The sequence below is a fragment of the Pseudomonas sp. P1_F1_2 genome, from assembly GCF_056405815.1.
In genome coordinates this window covers 37455-51640 of sequence record NZ_JBFUBK010000009.1, presented here as the reverse complement: position 1 = coordinate 51640, position 14186 = coordinate 37455, and the positions used below count along the sequence as shown (strand labels likewise).

Annotated in this window: 14 protein-coding genes; 8 read left to right on the top strand and 6 right to left on the bottom strand. The window is 60.1% G+C overall.

What is annotated here, in order from left to right:
• Positions 1-65: 65 nt before the first annotated feature.
• Positions 66-677: a trimeric intracellular cation channel family protein gene (locus AC1D2P_RS04555; RefSeq protein WP_027921991.1), complete on the bottom strand. Its 612-nt coding sequence runs from the start codon at positions 675-677 to the stop codon at positions 66-68.
• Between the two features lie 181 nt (positions 678-858).
• On the bottom strand, positions 859-1401 hold the full coding sequence (gene orn / locus AC1D2P_RS04550) for an oligoribonuclease (protein ID WP_046028395.1): 543 nt from the start codon (positions 1399-1401) through the stop codon (positions 859-861).
• Positions 1402-1509: 108 nt separating this feature from the next.
• Between orn and rsgA the strand changes: the two genes are divergently transcribed.
• The 4 genes from rsgA (at position 1510) to AC1D2P_RS04530 (ending at position 4608) form a co-directional block, all read left to right on the top strand.
• Positions 1510-2541: a small ribosomal subunit biogenesis GTPase RsgA gene (gene rsgA / locus AC1D2P_RS04545; RefSeq protein WP_046028394.1), complete on the top strand. Its 1032-nt coding sequence runs from the start codon at positions 1510-1512 to the stop codon at positions 2539-2541.
• Positions 2542-2753: 212 nt separating this feature from the next.
• Positions 2754-3161 carry a TIR domain-containing protein gene (locus AC1D2P_RS04540; protein ID WP_046028393.1) on the top strand — a complete coding sequence of 136 codons (408 nt, stop codon included), beginning with the start codon at positions 2754-2756 and terminating at the stop codon, positions 3159-3161.
• Positions 3162-3163: 2 nt separating this feature from the next.
• A complete protein-coding gene (locus tag AC1D2P_RS04535; protein ID WP_046028392.1) occupies positions 3164-4123 on the top strand; it encodes a caspase family protein in 960 nt (319 codons plus the stop codon).
• Positions 4123-4608, top strand: coding sequence for a toll/interleukin-1 receptor domain-containing protein (locus tag AC1D2P_RS04530; RefSeq protein WP_109785434.1), 486 nt, complete (start codon positions 4123-4125; stop codon positions 4606-4608). Before AC1D2P_RS04535 ends, AC1D2P_RS04530 begins: the two co-directional genes overlap by 1 nt.
• A gap of 42 nt (positions 4609-4650) precedes the next feature.
• Here the strand turns inward: AC1D2P_RS04530 and motB are convergent, their stop codons facing one another.
• Both motB and motA read right to left on the bottom strand, forming a co-directional pair.
• Positions 4651-5685: a flagellar motor protein MotB gene (gene motB / locus AC1D2P_RS04525; protein ID WP_109785433.1), complete on the bottom strand. Its 1035-nt coding sequence runs from the start codon at positions 5683-5685 to the stop codon at positions 4651-4653.
• 3 nt (positions 5686-5688) lie between these two features.
• The gene (gene motA, locus AC1D2P_RS04520; protein ID WP_046028389.1) at positions 5689-6540 is read right to left on the bottom strand and encodes a flagellar motor stator protein MotA; all 852 of its coding nucleotides are present in this window, start codon (positions 6538-6540) and stop codon (positions 5689-5691) included.
• Between the two features lie 166 nt (positions 6541-6706).
• Here motA and AC1D2P_RS04515 point away from each other — a divergent pair, with 166 nt between their 5' ends.
• Genes AC1D2P_RS04515 through asd form a run of 3 tightly spaced genes read left to right on the top strand, consistent with a single transcriptional unit; the run spans position 6707 to position 9981 of the window.
• On the top strand, positions 6707-8245 hold the full coding sequence (locus tag AC1D2P_RS04515) for an HDOD domain-containing protein (RefSeq protein ID WP_046028388.1): 1539 nt from the start codon (positions 6707-6709) through the stop codon (positions 8243-8245).
• Between the two features lie 42 nt (positions 8246-8287).
• Positions 8288-9103, top strand: a complete 816-nt coding sequence (locus tag AC1D2P_RS04510; RefSeq protein ID WP_046028386.1) for a rhodanese-like domain-containing protein — start codon at positions 8288-8290, stop codon at positions 9101-9103.
• A 17-nt stretch (positions 9104-9120) separates the two neighbouring features.
• Positions 9121-9981: an archaetidylserine decarboxylase gene (gene asd / locus AC1D2P_RS04505; protein WP_046028385.1), complete on the top strand. Its 861-nt coding sequence runs from the start codon at positions 9121-9123 to the stop codon at positions 9979-9981.
• Positions 9982-10132: 151 nt separating this feature from the next.
• Here asd and serB read toward each other — a convergent pair whose 3' ends face one another.
• The gene (gene serB / locus AC1D2P_RS04500; RefSeq protein ID WP_046028383.1) at positions 10133-11347 is read right to left on the bottom strand and encodes a phosphoserine phosphatase SerB; all 1215 of its coding nucleotides are present in this window, start codon (positions 11345-11347) and stop codon (positions 10133-10135) included.
• A gap of 135 nt (positions 11348-11482) precedes the next feature.
• On the opposite strand from serB, the gene AC1D2P_RS04495 reads away from it, so the two are divergent.
• Positions 11483-13018, top strand: a complete 1536-nt coding sequence (locus AC1D2P_RS04495; RefSeq protein WP_477811320.1) for an AhpA/YtjB family protein — start codon at positions 11483-11485, stop codon at positions 13016-13018.
• A gap of 317 nt (positions 13019-13335) precedes the next feature.
• On the opposite strand, the gene AC1D2P_RS04490 is transcribed toward AC1D2P_RS04495, so the two are convergent.
• Positions 13336-14049 (bottom strand): PqiC family protein, encoded by a 714-nt coding sequence (locus tag AC1D2P_RS04490; RefSeq protein ID WP_046028381.1) that lies wholly within the window; start codon positions 14047-14049, stop codon positions 13336-13338.
• Positions 14050-14186: the final 137 nt, after the last annotated feature.

Here is a 14186-nt window from a genome sequence, read left to right as displayed (position 1 = left end):
CCGGAAAGCGAGTCCTGCGGCCTCGGACGCAGCCTTCGGCAGCGGCTACAGGGACCGTGTAGGCCTTAAGCCTCGTCGTTGTAGACGAACTTCGGCATTTCCCAATGAAAACGAATCGCCAGCAATCGCAGCAGGAAGCCACCAAACAGCGTGATCAAAATCGCCTGCTCACCGGGTAATTGCAGGTAGATGCAGAGCATGTAGCACCACGCTGCCGCGAACGAGACGCTGGCGTAGAGCTCGCGGCGAAAGATCAGCGGGATGTCGTTGCAGAAGATGTCGCGCAGGATGCCGCCGAACACCCCGGTAATCACGCCGCTGACCGAAGCCACCAGCATGCCGTGGCCCATTTCCAGCGCGGTCATGCAGCCGATCAGGGTGAACGCCACCAGGCCCACGGCGTCGAGCACCAGGAACAGGGAACGCAGGTGGCGCATCCAGCGCGCGGTGAACACCGTGACCATGGCCGCGACCGAGGTCAGCACCAAGTATTCCGGGTGCTTGACCCAAGTCAGCGGGTAGTGCCCGAGCAATACGTCACGCACCGAACCACCGCCCAGCGCCGTGATGCAAGCGATCAACACCACACCAAACCAGTCCATACCGCGACGGCCGGCAGACAGCGCGCCCGTCATGGCTTCGGCGGTGATGGCGATCAGGTAAAGCATCAGCAACATGGCGGCGGTCCTTGCAGAAAGGCGCGCAGTCTACTCACTTCACCGAGGCACCAAAAGAGGGCGATCATCGCGCAGGACCGCGTCGCCTGCATCGCGGGCAAGCCTTGCTCCTACAAAATCAGCGCGGACAACGCACTTGTAGGAGCAAGGCTTGCCCGCGATGGCGTCACCCGAGACTCAATCAGAACTTGATGAAGTTCTTGCGGTAGTGCTGCAACTCGGCAATCGATTCGCGGATGTCGTCCAGCGCCAAATGAGTGCTACCTTTTTTGAAGCTGTCGCGCACGTCCGGCGCCCAGCGTGCGGCCAGCTCTTTGAGGGTCGATACGTCGAGGTTGCGGTAGTGGAAGTAGCTTTCCAGGGATTTCATGTGCGTATAAAGGAAGCGGCGGTCCTGGCAGATGCTGTTGCCGCAAATCGGCGACTTGCCTTTCGGCACCCACTGTTCCAGGAAGGCGATGGTCTGGGCTTCGGCTTCAGCCATGCTGATCCGGCTGTCACGAACGCGCTGGGTCAAGCCCGAGCCGCCGTGTTGGCGGGTGTTCCACTCGTCCATGCCGGCGAGGATTTCGTCGCTGTGGTGAATGGCGATCACCGGACCTTCGGCCAAGGTGTTCAGGTCACTGTCGGTGACGATGGTGGCCATTTCGATGATGACGTCGGTATCAGGGTTCAGACCGGTCATTTCCAGGTCGATCCAGATCAGATTTTGCGAGTTTTGCATGTGTCGGCTCCTAGGCAATGCTGCGCAGTTTAGCCTAGGCAACCGGCGGGGCGTGCTAAACTCGCGGCCGTTTTACCTAATCGCTGCATTCTTTGATACGGAACACCCATGGCCAAACGCCAACTCAATCGTCGTCAAAACTGGCGCATCGAAAAGATTCAGGGCGAACGCGCTGCCCGCGCCGCCAAACGCGAGTCCTCGGCTGTCGAGGCACTTGAGGGTGGCGACCTGGGTCCGGAACAGACCGGCCTTGTGATCGCGCACTTCGGTGTGCAGGTCGAAGTCGAGGCGCTGGATGGCGAACTGGCTGGCCAGGTGTTCCGCTGTCACTTGCGTGCCAACCTCCCGGCACTGGTAACCGGCGATCAAGTGGTCTGGCGCGCCGGCAACCAAGGGATCGGCGTGATCGTGGCGCAACTGCCGCGTAAAACCGAACTCTGCCGCCCGGACAGCCGTGGTCAGCTCAAGCCTGTGGCCGCCAACGTCGACATGATCGTCATCGTCTTCGCCCCGCTGCCCGAGCCTCACGCCAACCTGATCGACCGGTACCTGGTCGCCGCCGAGCACGCCGGTATCCGGCCGTTGCTGCTGCTGAACAAATTCGACCTGATCGACGAGCAGAACGCCCCGGCGCTGAATGCCTTGCTGGCGGTCTACCGCACGCTCGGTTACCCGGTGCTGGAAGTATCGGCGCACCACGGCAATGGCATGGAGCAACTGCAGGAACAACTGGACGGACGCATCAGCGTGTTCGTCGGCCAGTCCGGTGTCGGCAAGTCGTCGCTGGTCAACAGCCTGCTGCCGGAAGTCGAAGCCCGTGTCGGCCCGCTGTCCGAGTTGTCCGGCCAAGGCACCCACACCACGACCACCGCGCGGTTGTTCCACTTCCCCGGTGGCGGTGAGTTGATCGACTCCCCGGGTATTCGTGAATTCGGCCTGGGCCACGTCAGCCGTGCCGATGTCGAAGCCGGTTTCATCGAGTTCAACGACCTGATCGGCACCTGCCGCTTCCGCGACTGCAAGCACGACCGCGAACCGGGTTGCGCGCTGCTCAAGGCCCTCGAAGAAGGCCGCGTGCAGCAGCAACGGATGAACAGCTACCGCTCGATCATCGCCAGTTTGCCTGAAACCAGTTACTAAACAGACGTATCGGCAGCCTCACGCCTGAGAGGCTGCCGATTACAAATCCCCGCCCTGCAAAACTCCCCGCGTTTTAAACGTCAGACCTTTCGGTCAGCCTGGCGCCTACCTGCTTGCAGGATGTTTCTCTTTATCCGCGCAGGTCTTGCGGGGGCAATTCAGACGCCTAAATTCGGTTCCTCTTCGCACTGTCGCGATACCGAGGGACAACCATGCAAACCTACCATTTGTTCATCAGCCATTCGTGGAACTACTCTGACGCGCACGACAATCTGGTGCGACTGCTCACTGCGCAACCATCGTTCCAATTCAAAAATTTCTCAGTTCCTCCGCACAACCCGATTGTCGGCGCACAAACCGACAAACAACTTGAAGAAGCCATCGAGAACAAGATCCGCCCCTGCTCGGCGGTGCTGATCATGGCCGGCATGTACTCCACCTATAGCAAGTGGATCAACAAGGAAATCGAGATCGCCAAGCGCATGGGCAAGGTGATTATCGCGATCAAACCATTTGGCGCCGAGCGGATCTCCACGGTGGTGCGGGACGCGGCACATGCCGAATGTGCGTGGAACACCAACAGCATCGTCAGTGCGATTCGCCTGCATACGGCGGGGTGATCATGCGCAAGGGACTGTTTATCGGCATCAATCATTACACGCATGTCGCGCCGCTCACCGGCTGTAACAATGACGCCATCGCCATGGCCTCGATATTGGAGCGGCATGCGACGGGCAAACCCAACTTCAAAAACCTGGTGCTGACATCTGCCGAGGAGTACCTGAGTCGCCAGATGCTGGAAGAGAACATCAAGCAATTGTTTTCCGGCGACTGCAATGTGGCACTGCTGTACTTCGCCGGACATGGCCACTTCGAAAGCGGTATCGATGAAGGCATGCTGATTCCCCAGGATTATCGCTGCAGCAACGATGGGATTCGCATCAGCGACATCCTTCAGTGGGCGAACGCCGCCGACAAGATCAAAAACAAAGTCATCATTCTCGATTGCTGTGAAGCGGGTGCCGCGGGCGAAATGCGCAGTCTGCGCGGGGGCGCCAGCATGATCGGCGAAGGCATGACGATATTGACCGCCTGCAAGAAAGCCCAATCAGCCCTGGAAGAATCCGGCCACGGCGTGTTCACCGGGCTGCTGCTGCAAGCGCTTCACGGCGGTGCCGCCAACGTATTGGGCCAGATTACGCCCGGCAGCCTGTATTCGTTCGTAGACAACGCGCTGGGCGCCTGGGATCAACGTCCGGTGTTTAAAACCAACGTGTCGCAATTCATCGCCCTGCGCGACGTCCCGCCGCTGATCCTGGAAGAAATACTGAGCCAGTTACCCGAATGGTTTCCCGAGGCCCAGTCTGTGTACGCCCTCGACCCCAGCTACGAGCCCACCGAAGCCACGTATGACCCGGACCACGGTCACATCTTCAAGCAGCTGCAAAAGTGCAATCGCCATAGCCTGATCGAACCGGTGGATGCCGAACACATGTACTACGCGGCCATCAACGCCACCGGATGCCGCCTCACCGCGCTCGGTGCCTATTACCGCGAACTCGCGCTCAAAGGACATTTCTGATGCCCGTGTTTATCAGCTACCGCCACACCGACCGCGCCTATGCGATGGCCATTAACACGCGCCTGACGCAAGCGAACATCAAGACCTACCTCGACGTGCTGGACCCGGAGTCGCAGACCACTGAAGACATCACCACTGTGATCACACGCAATATCACCGAATGTACGCACCTGATGGCCGTGGTCTCGGAGCAGACTGCACAGTCGTGGTGGGTGCCGTTCGAAATCGGCGAGGCCACCATCAGCAATCGAAGAATCTGCTCGTACAAGATCGGCCCCAGCGCACTGCCGCAGTACCTCGATAAATGGCCGAAATTGAGCGGCGAGAACGACATCAACTTCTTTATCGATGCCTATCGCGAGGAGTTGCTCTCCAAGCGCTCGATGGGGCTGGAGTCGTTCAGCGAATCCGTTCGCGGCACTCACCGGCGTGATGCCGAACTGTTCCATGACCAGCTCAAGAACCGCATTCGACGGGGTTTCTGACTGGCACAAAAAAGCCGACATCGCTGTCGGCTTTTTTGTGGGTCACTGCTTCGGCGGTTCCGCCGGTTTCGGTGGCGGGTTTTCGAAGAGATTCAAACGTTCGCGAAGCTCATGGGCCGGCAGCGGTTCTTTATCCGCCGGCAATGCGATTGGATCGACCGGTTTGGCCGGCACTTCGCCCGGGCCGCCCTGCCCTTGGGCTGGCGCCTGCTCTGGCGCAGGTTCTACACCTTGCGAACCTTCAATGGCCTTTTGGGCTTTCTTGGTCAGCACCACGATGTCGATCCGGCGGTTGACCGGATTGAACGGGTTTTCGCGATCGAACAGCGCCGACGAGGCATAACCGACTACCCGCGCCACTTGCTGATCGGGATAGCTGCCGGCCACCAGCGCACGGCGAGCGGCGTTGGCACGGTTGGCCGAGAGTTCCCAGTTACCGAAATCACCGGTGCCCGAGTACGGTTTGGCATCGGTGTGGCCGCTGATGCTGATCTTGTTCGGCACCGCTTTGATGGTGTCGGCCATGGCCAGCAGGATGTCTTCGAAATACGGCTTCAGGCGCGCACTGCCGGAATCAAACATCGGCCGGTTTTCGGCGTCCATGATCTGGATGCGCAAACCGTCCGGTGTGATCTCGAACAGGATCTGGTCCTTGAATTTCTGCAGCTGCGGATTTTCATCGACCTTGTTCTGCAATTCTTGCAGCAACAGTTCCAGGCGCTCCTTTTCAACCAGCTCGGCCATCCCTTCGATCTGCTCGGTGTCGACGGTGACTCTGTCTGGCTGAGGCTGGGACTTCACCTCAGGGTTGAGGGTCTTCTCCGGCGCCAGGGTGGGCGAACCACCCAGATCAATGATGAACGGGGTGCCACTTTCGGTGAAGCCGACCGGGTCCTTGAAGTAACCGGCGATGGCAATCTTCTGTTCTGGTGTTGCGGTGGAGAGCAGCCACAGCACCAGGAAGAACGCCATCATCGCCGTCGCGAAGTCCGCGAAAGCGATTTTCCAGGAGCCCCCGTGATGCCCGCTCGCGTATTTCTTGACGCGCTTGATGATGATCGGCTGGTTATTTTCCATGACTTAGCGACCGCGAACCGCTTGTTCCAGCTCAGCGAAGCTAGGACGGTGCGCCGGATACAGAACCTTGCGACCGAATTCCACGGCCAGCGATGGCGGCATGCCGGATGCCGAAGCCACCAGCGACGCCTTGATGGCCTCGTAGACGTTCAGCTCTTCCTTGGCATCGTGGGCCAGGGCGTGGGCCAACGGGCCAAAGAAACCGTACGCGGCGAGAATACCGAAGAAGGTACCGACGAGTGCCGCACCGACGTGCACACCGATCATTTTCTGATCGCTTTCGCCCAGGGAGGCCATTGTCACCACGATACCCAGTACCGCCGCCACGATACCGAAACCCGGCATGGCGTCGGCAATGCCGTTTACCGCGTGGGAAGGGTGATCCAGGTCTTCCTTGAGGCTGGTCAGTTCCATGTCGAACAGGCCTTCCAGCTCATGGGGCGCCATGTTGCCGGACGACATGATGCGCAGGTAGTCGCAGATGTACGCCGTCATGCGGTCATCTTTGAGCACCGCCGGGTACTTGGCRAAGATCGGGCTCGCCGCGGCATCTTCGATGTCGCCTTCGATGGCCATCATGCCTTCGCGGCGGCTTTTGTTGAGGATCTCGTAAATCAGCCCCAGCACTTCAAGGTAGAAGGTGTGGTTGAAACGCGAGCTGAACATCCCGAAAGCTTTCTTGAGGACGTGCTTGACCATATGGCCCGGGTTGGCCTGCAGGAATGCGCCAAGTGCCGCACCACCGATAATCATTACCTCGAAAGGCTGAATAAGGGCGGCAATCTTGCCGTGGGAGAGCACGTATCCGCCGAGCACGCTCGCGAATACGACAATGATGCCGAGAATTTTAGCCATAGGTAGGAGAGCACTTACTGAGTCGGGTTCAAGGTCATATTCGGAGGTCGAAAAATCTCTTCTTCTCCTTATCGGCAAAACTGCGCCAGACTATAGCCCGTTCAAGCGAAAAGCTAATTTAGCCTACTCCGGGCATAGGTAATGCAGACGAAGATTGCGTCCAACCATGGCTAACCAAACGAACATTCCAACGCAAAAACCGACCACGCTTGAAGGCTGGGTCAAGCTGCTCGATGGCGTGCGACTGCCGGTTCCGCAGGACAGTCACGACCGTGTGTGCAGGGCCATAACTGACAGCCGCAGCTCGCTTCGCGACATTGCGGAATTGATGCAAGACAGCCCGGCCCTGGCCTTGAGCATCATTCGTGAAGCCAATCGGCACACCCACGGCAGCATGACCGAGCCTGCGGAAAACCTTGAAGTGGCGATCAATCGCCTCGGCTTGAAACGCACCGAAGAACTGCTCGCCCGCCTGCCCGCGGAGCCGCAATCGCAGATTCCGGTTGCCTTGCGCCAACTGCAATTGATCAGCCAGCACGCGACGCAGCAGGCCAATGGTTTTTTTGCCGGTCGACTGGCGCGGCTGTGGCAGGACATTCACTGGGGCAGTCTGCTGTTTCTCTCGCCGCTGTGGCCGATGGCACTGACCCATCCGCAGTTGCTTGAAGAGTGGGAACTGCGGGTCATCCATCAAGGTGAATCGGCGCGAAAAGTCGAGAAGCAGTTGTTCGGCGTGCGTTTGCTGGAGATTTGCCAGGCACTGGTGAGCATCTGGCGCCTGCCGATCTGGGTGGAACAAGGTTATCGCCTGCTGCTGACCGAGCAGCGCGAACTGGTCCAGGTCTTGCGCATTGCCCGCGACAGCGATCATCCGTTGCGCCAGCAAAACCGCCTGGATGACGATCCGACGCTGCGCCGCTGGCTCAATCAGCCGGCCAATACCGTGCTGCTGGCCAACGGCCTGGCACTGTCGGCGCAACAGGCGTGGGACAGCCCTCACAGCGAGCGCTGGCAGTACCTGACCAGCCTTTATCTGCAAATGCCGATGGCCGAGGTGCAGCAGCAATTGCACCAACAAGCCGCCAACAGCGCCCGACTGCATGCCATGCCGGACCTGTGGCACCCCGCCGCCTCGCTGCTCTGGCCAACAGGCACGAATCGTGTCCACGCCAGGTTGCTTCCGGCAGCGGCACCGACCACCGAAGACCTGGCGAAGTGGCGCAGCCAATGTGCCGAGTTGCTGGTAGAACCCAGCCCCTTCACCAACGCCATGCACTTGACCACCTCTGCTCGGGACGCCCTCGTCGCGTGCGGGATGCGCCGAGTGATGATTTTGATGGCCGACCGCACGCACGCCAATCTGCGGGCGCATCAGATCGCCGGGTTGCCAACAGAAACGGCCGGCCTGAACCTGATGGTCAGCCAAAGCTCGGTGCTGCAACGGCTGCTCTCGCAACAGGCTCAGGTGCGCCTGACACCCGCCAATAACGCCCAGTTTTCGGCCTTGTTGCCGGCCAGCCTGCGTGCGCAATTCCGTGGCGAACACCTGTTGCTGCGCTCGCTGGTCAACAATGGGCGGGTGATCATGGTGGTGGTGGCGGATCAGGGCGGCGGGCCGTTCTCGGAAATCACCGTGCAAGCCTTCGGCAAAACCGCGCAATGCATCGAGAAAGCCTTGAACACCTTTAGCCACCGCGGCCAATGACGCTGCGCTACAATCCACACTTTTGTGCTCTGGAGACCTCACATGTCTGACTTCTCTGGCTTGCCGCTGGTGATCGAGCCGAGCGACTTGCTCCCTCGCCTCGAGGCCCGCGACCTGATTCTGGTGGACCTGACCAGCAGCGCTCGCTATGGCGAAGGGCACCTTCCCGGCGCGCGCTTTGTCGACCCCAAGCGCACGCAACTCGGCCAGGCGCCTGCGCCGGGGCTGATGCCTGCGCAAGCGGCACTCGAAGCGTTGTTTGGTGAGTTGGGACACAACCCCAATGCGGTCTACGTCGTTTATGACGACGAAGGCGGCGGCTGGGCCGGGCGTTTTATCTGGCTGCTGGATGTCATTGGCCACCGCAACTACCACTATCTGGACGGCGGACTGCCGGCCTGGCTGGCTGAAGGTTTGCCGATGTCGATCCAAATCCCGCCTTCGGTTGGCGGCCCGGTGGCATTGACCCTGCACGACGAACCTACGGCCACCCGCGAATACCTGCAAAGCCGTCTCGGCGCCGCCGACCTGGCGATCTGGGATGCGCGCGGACCGCTGGAGTACTCCGGCGAGAAAGTGCTGGCGGCCAAGGGCGGGCATATTCCCGGCGCGGTCAATTTCGAATGGACTGCGGGCATGGATAAGTCGCGCAACTTGCGCATTCGCACGGACATGCCGCAGATCCTCGAACAGCTCGGCATCACCAAAGACAAAGAAGTGATTACCCACTGCCAGACTCACCACCGTTCTGGCTTCACCTATCTGGTGGCCAAATCCCTCGGTTATCCGCGGGTCAAAGGCTACGCCGGTTCCTGGGGCGAATGGGGCAACCATCCCGACACCCCCGTAGAGATTTAAGGTTTTAAGGACAGTTAATGAATAAGCGTCTGTTTATCCTCAGCCAATACCTGCTGCCCCATCACTTGCTCTCGCGACTGGCCGGCTGCATTGCCGAATGCCGCGTGCGCTGGTTCAAAAACGCCTTTACCGCCTGGTTCGCCAAGCGTTACCAGGTGGACATGTCCCAGGCGCTGGTCGAAGACCTGACCGCCTACGAACACTTCAATGCGTTCTTCACCCGTGCCTTGAAAGACGGGGCGCGTCCACTGGACGAAACACCGGGCGCGATCCTCAGCCCGGCCGACGGTGCGGTCAGCCAACTTGGCCCGATCGAACACGGCCGCGTGTTCCAGGCCAAGGGTCACAGCTTCAGCGTGCTGGAACTGCTGGGTGGCGATGCGGCGAATGCCGCGCCGTTCATGGGCGGTGATTTCGCGACCATTTACCTGTCGCCGAAGGACTACCACCGCGTGCACATGCCGCTGGCCGGCACCTTGCGCGAGATGGTCTACATCCCGGGCCGCCTGTTCTCAGTGAATCAGACCACTGCTGAAAACGTCCCGGAACTGTTCGCCCGCAACGAGCGCGTCGCGTGCATTTTCGACACCGAGCGCGGGCCGATGGCCGTGGTACTGGTGGGCGCGATGATTGTCGCGTCGATTGAAACCGTCTGGGCAGGATTGGTCACGCCGCCGAAACGCGAGCTGAAAACCTTCCGCTACGACGAAGCCGCCCGCGCACCGATCCACCTGGAAAAAGGTGCGGAGCTGGGTCGCTTCAAACTGGGTTCGACCGCTGTTGTGCTGTTCGGGCCGGATCAAGTGCAATGGTCGGAAGAAATGACCGCTGGCGTCTCGGTGCAGATGGGCCAGGGCATGGGCCAGCCAAAGGCCTAAAGGCCAAACTGCATCCCTGTGGGAGCGGCGGTGCGGCGATCCGACTTGCCCGCGAAAGCGTCGGCACAGACAACATAGATGTTGGATGTTCCGGCCTCTTCGCGGGCAAGTCGGATCGCCGCACCGCCGCTCCCACATTTATTTGCGCTGCCTAGAGCTGACCGTCGCGATCGCGAAAACCCAACAGGTACAGCACGCCATCCAGCCCCAGGGTGGAAATCGCCTGCTTCGCCGACTGTTTCACCAGTGGCTTGGCACGGAACGCTACGCCCAACCCGGCAATCGCCAGCATCGGCAGATCGTTGGCGCCATCGCCGACCGCAATGGTCTGCTCCAGACGCAAACCTTCCTTGTGCGCCAGCTCACGCAGCAAGTCGGCCTTGCGCTGTGCATCGACAATCGGCTCGACCGCGACACCGGTGACCTTGCCGTCAACCACTTCCAGTTCGTTGGCAAACACGTAATCGATCCCCAGCTTGGCCTGCAATTGCTTGGCGAAGTAGGTGAAGCCGCCCGACAGGATTGCCGTTTTGTAGCCCAGGCGCTTGAGTTCGGCAAACAGGGTTTCGGCGCCTTCGGTCAGACGCAGCGAGGCGCCGATCGAATCCAGCACGCTGACGTCCAGGCCTTGCAGCAATGCCAGACGCTCCTTGAAGCTGGCGCGAAAATCCAGTTCGCCGGCCATGGCCCGCTCAGTGATGGCTGAAACCTGTTCACCCACGCCAGCGGCCTTGGCCAGCTCGTCGATCACTTCGGCTTCGATCAGGGTCGAGTCCATGTCGAACACCGCCAAGCGACGGTTGCGCCGGAACAGCGAATCCTCCTGGAAGGCGATATCGACGTTCAGCTCCTGAGCAACGCTCAGGAACTCGGCACGCAGTGCCTGTGGATCAGCCGCTTCGCCGCGCACCGAAAACTCGATGCAGCCCTTGCCCTTGTCGGCCGGAGTGTCCAGCGGCATGCGCCCGGACAGGCGATCAATGTGATCGATGTTCAGGCCATATTTGGCCGTGATCGAACTCACGGCCTGCAACTGTTCGGCGGTCACTTTGCGGGTCAATAGCGTCACGATGTGGCGTTTCTTGCCCTGATTGCCGACCCACTGCTGGTAATCCTCTTCGGACACCGGCGTGAAACGAACCTGTTGATCGAGCTCGTACCCCTTGAACAGGATGTCCTTGAGCACCGACTTGCCTTGCTCGGTACCGGGAATTTCAACCAGGATGCCGAACGACAGAGTGTCGTGGATCACCGCCTGACCGATGTCGAGAATGTTCACACCACCCTGGGCCAGAACGCCGGTAATGGCCGCAGTCAGACCCGGACGGTCGACTCCCGTGATGTTTATCAGGACGATTTCGCGCAAGGCGCACCCCCGCAAGTGGAAAAAAACCGCATTCTACCCACTTTCAGTGACCATCGGGCACCGTGAGCGCTTTGACGGCCTAGGGCCTGTCGCTATACTGCGCGTCAACTTCACGGACAAAAGAGCCGAGCGCAAGTGAACCGGCCCACGCCAGTAAAAACCGATAACTTCTTTCTGCTGATCTTCCGTGCACTGCGCCACCGCCGTGTACCGATTGCATTGCGCATCGCCAGCCATAACGTGATCCTGGTCGCCTTGGCCCTGGTGATCTACGCCTGTGTGATGGGTTTGCAGTTCAAGCAGGCCATGCATGAGCAGGCCGATGCGCTGGGCGAAAGCCTGACCACGCAGACGGCCACGTCCGCCACGGAGCTGTTGGTGTCCAACGACATCCTCAGCCTCAACGTGCTGCTCAACAACCTGACCAAAAACAAGCTGGTGGCCCACGCGGCCATTTATAGCGTGGATAACCGCATCCTCGCCGAAGCCGGTCAGCGTCCCAAGCACAGCCTGCTGGGCGAAGCCGAGGGCATGTACCAGAGCAAGATCACCTTCCAGGACGTGACCGCCGGGCAACTGCGCATCAGCCTGGACATGGATCAGTTCCAGCAGCCGATGACCATCAGCCTGCAAAGCATGGGCATTTTGAGTGCGATCCTGCTGGCATTGTCCCTGGCCCTTAGCCTGCGTTTGGGTCGGCACATTTCCACACCACTGCTGCAATTGCGCGTGTGGCTGCGCAACATCGACGAATACACCCCGGCCACCGAGCGTCAGGATGAGATCGGCGATCTGGCCCGTCAGCTGCACGCCAATTTCGCTCCGGAGCCCGCCGAGCCGGAACCGCAGCCCGAGCCTGAAGACGACAGCGATTACGAAGACGCGGACGACAACGAGCCGACCTTCGAAGTACGCAACCTGCGTGATCCGAGTTTCGATGAAACCAAACCGGTAGCCAGCCTCAAACCGGCGCCACGACACATTGTCAGCACCGTTGAAGACGACGATGACGATGACGATGACGCGTTCGCAGACCTGCGTGATGAGTCGGTCGCCAGCGCGCCGAAGCCGGCAGCAAAACCGGTAATTTCCAATGTGCCGCAACACAGCGCCGTCCTGGCCGTGCAACTGGGCGCTCAGGATCAACTGCGTCGCCTGCCACGCACTCGTCTGGAAGAGCTGCTCAAACGCTATCGCGACTGTCTCGACCAGGCCGCTTCGCTCTATCAGAGCGAACTGCACACCCTGAACGATGGCAGCACGCTGATGCTGTTCCACACCRAAGACAGCGGCGATGACTACCTGACCAACGCGATCTGCTGCGGCGAGCTGCTGCGGGCGCTGGGCCATCAGTTGCAAATCGAGGTCGCGGACAGCGGCATTACCCTGCAATTGCAGCTCGGGCTGACGCTGGGCGAGGAATTGTTCGGAATGAGTCAGATCGACCTGCTGCTGACCGAATCCGCCCAGGATGCCCTGGCCCTGTCGCAACACAGCCGCAACCTGCTGCTGGTGGAGCGCAAGATCAGTGACGACGTGCTGATTCGTCAACGCGCGCGGATTCGTCCGATTGCCAGCCCCGAGGGTGCTTGCTGCGTGGAGCGACTGATGGAACCTTATCCATCGATGCTGGAGCGACAACTGGCGCGGATGCATGAGCGCCGGGCGTAAGCCTTAGCCTGTAACAATGAAGCCCGCAGATGAGTGATCATCTGCGGGTTTTTTGTGGGTGCCATGTAGCAGCTGCCGAGCCTGCGAGGTTGCGTTCGCCTCGACCCGCGCTCGGGCTTGGGCTTGGGCTTGGGCTTGGGCTTGGGCTTGGGCCCAACAGGCGTAAGGGCAATGGGCTTATTCAGTCAGACTGTACTCACAGGATTTGCGAGGACTTCGTCCTCGAACGCAGCCTCGCAGGCTCGACAGCTGCTACACGCTCATTCAGAAACAACAAAGCCCGCACAGGGCGGGCTTTGCTTTGGATCAATCCAGGCTTAGAACCTGAACACTTCCATATCGGTCCGGATTGGCGATGCCATCGGGATTTTCGGCTGTTTCTCTTGCTCGGCCGCTGGAGCCACAGGCTTGGCAGCCGGTTTTTTTGGTGCTTCAGCGATTGGCGGCTGATTGGCCAATGGTTTGAGCGCCACCGACAATTGCTCGGCCAGGCGCTGCAACAACACGCCTTGGGCCTGTACCTGCGCTGCCGTACCACCCGCGTGCTGCTCTTGCAGGTGAATGATGCGGTTATCGCGAACCTGACCACGACGGTCGATCAAACGCCATTGCGCATCCAGGATGGCCGGTTGCGACGCGCCCGAATCCAGGCGAGTAATCGTCAGCAGTACCTGGACATCTGGCGTGAAACCGGTTGTGGCGGGCGCCAGCACAACACGCTGACTGTCCAGATGACCGGCGACCTGACGCAGCAACAGCTGATCAATGTCAGAGGACAAGCTACCCGCCCAACGACCATCCGTCGACGCTTGCAGACTGCCATCGGGCTGACGCTGCAACAAGGTTTCACGTTGCAGGTAATCGGCGACCGTTACCGGGCCCAACAATACCGCCATACCCGCGCTTTGCGCAGGTGCAACCGGGCTTCCGCTGTCCAGTTGATACAGCGACACCGGCTGGTGAACGCTGCAACCCGCCAGGCCAAGAACGCCGGCGAGCATCAAAATAAAAGGAAGGCGCAGAGCAGTCATCGTCCCATCCAGGTGATTGCCACAAGGCTAACCACAGTGAAAATACTCAATAAATATGAAGAACGCTCGACCACGCCGGCGCTTGAAAGGCCATATCATCCGTGAATATGCGTTCCGACTCCAGCGCCAAAGCGTCG